Source organism: Blastomonas sp., assembly GCF_041747255.1.
Classification (GTDB): Bacteria; Pseudomonadota; Alphaproteobacteria; order Sphingomonadales; family Sphingomonadaceae; genus Blastomonas.
Map to the genome: position 1 here is coordinate 1 of NZ_JBGTFM010000458.1, position 2009 is coordinate 2009.

The 2009-nt window shown below is 63.9% G+C and carries 2 protein-coding genes; both read right to left on the bottom strand.

Going from position 1 to position 2009, the window contains the following annotated elements:
- The coding region (locus tag ACEW8G_RS15235) for an SLC13 family permease (protein WP_373489247.1) at window positions 1–1105 on the bottom strand (1105 nt) is incomplete at its 3' end.
- Between the two features lie 312 nt (window positions 1106–1417).
- Window positions 1418–2009 (bottom strand): phosphoenolpyruvate carboxylase (locus ACEW8G_RS15240; RefSeq protein ID WP_373489248.1); only part of this gene is annotated, 592 nt, incomplete at its 5' end.

Genomic DNA, 2009 nt, shown 5'->3' on the forward strand with positions numbered 1-2009 from the left:
CGGTCGGCAGATCGGGGCCGGGCAGATGGCGCGCGCGCGATATCCCCAATATGCGGATGCGCAGCCGCGAGAGCATGGGGATTTCGTTGAGCTGGCGGCCGATGTTGGGATGGGTGGGGGCGATGGTCGTTTCGTAAAGCGTCACGTCTTCGGGGCGCTCCTTGCCATACAGCGCCAGGCCGCCACCCAGCCCGGCGATCCCGGTTTCAAAGCCATCCGCCGATGCATAGGCGGCCAGCTCGTGCGGTGAAGCGGCGATCACCAACCGGTCTCCGGGTTCGAGCGTGGTGTCGGCCAAATTCTTTCGCTGGACCTGGCCCTGGCGTTTGAGCCCCAGAATGCGCGCCCGCTCGGGCTTGAGCGCGCCAATCTCGCCGATCTTGCGCCCGATCATCGGGGAACCGGACAGCACCAGCAGTTCAGACAGGCACTCATGGGCCTCGCTGTCGGCGGGCGCGCTCTCGGGTCGGTCGGGCAGCAGCCTGGGGCCAAGCACCAGCAACGTCAGCACGCCGCTGAGCGCGGCAAACAGGCCGACGCCGGTGATCTCGAAAATGCCAAAGGCGGGTTGGCCGAGCTCGCGCGCGACGCCATCGACCAGCAGGTTGGTCGATGTGCCGACGAGCGTCAGCGTGCCGCCAAGGATCGAGAGATACGACAGCGGGATCAGCAACCGCGTCGCCGATGTGCCGAGCGTCTTGGCGAGCTTCTTGATGATCGGGATCATGATGATCACAACCGGCGTATTGTTGACGAACGCCGCTGCGCCCAGCGTGCCGCCCAGCACCTCCACCATCACGCGCTTGGGTGCGCTTTCGGCGCGGCGCACGAGCAGCCCCATCACCGCCTCGATCGCCCCGGTGCGGACCAGAGCGCCAGACAGCACGAACAGCGCGCCAATGGCCAGCGGCGCGGAGTTTGAAAACACCCCGCGCACATCGGCGACGCTGACAAAGCCGAGCACCATTACGATTGCGGCCCCGGTGACCCCCACGACAACGGGCGGAAACCGTTCGGTCATGAACGCCGCAAAAATCGCCACGAGCACCGCCAGCCCGATCTGCGCGCTGTACACTTCGATAAATTGGGCAATCGTTTCAATCATACATCGGGGGAAGCCTGACGGTTCTGCTTTGGGGCGGGAAGGACAATCGGACCTTGGCAATGCTTTCGCGCCCGGACCAGCGAATAACGCTGCAGCGGGTGATTTTGATGCGATGATGCGGGAGGTGATTGGGCTTGTGTTACGCTCACTGCCTATATTCAGCTTGAATATCTGGTATGTTATGGTCGAAAAAGTGGGCCTGCGAGCATTCCGAATGAACGGATCGCCAAGTCACTCTGGGCGACAACAACCTCATCTATCCCCGCATACAAGGTGAGGACACCTGCACGGTTTGACGATGCTCGCTGCCCATCACCCGCTATTCCTCAACGCCGTCGCAATCGCGTTGATCGACAGCTGGATGCCCTCGCGGATACGCGGGTCTTCCTCGCCGGCGCGGTGGCGTTTGATCAGTTCGATCTGCAGCAGGTTGAGCGGCTCGATATAGGGCAGGCGCAGCCGGATCGAGATGTCGAGCGCCGGATTGGCCGCGAGCAGCCGCGACTGGCCGGTGATCGTCAGCAGATTGTCGTGCGCCGCATGCCAGCCCGCCTCGATTGTGCCGAACACATGGTCGCGCAGGCCCTCGTCGGTGACCAGCCCGGCATAATGGCGCGCCAGCCCCATGTCGGATTTGGCCAGCACCATCTCCATATTGCCGAGCAGCGCCTGAAAGAACGGCCAGCGTTCCGCCATGGCCTTGAGCAGCCCCTTGTCGGCAAAGCCGTTGAGCGCCTCGCCCACGCCATACCAGCCCGGCAGCATGATCCGCGCCTGCGCCCAGCTGAACACCCACGGGATCGCGCGCAGGTCTTCGATGCGCTGGCTCTTGCTGCGGCTGGCGGGGCGCGATCCGATCTTGAGGTTCGATATTTCGCTGATCGGGGTGGCGGCGCGGAAGAAG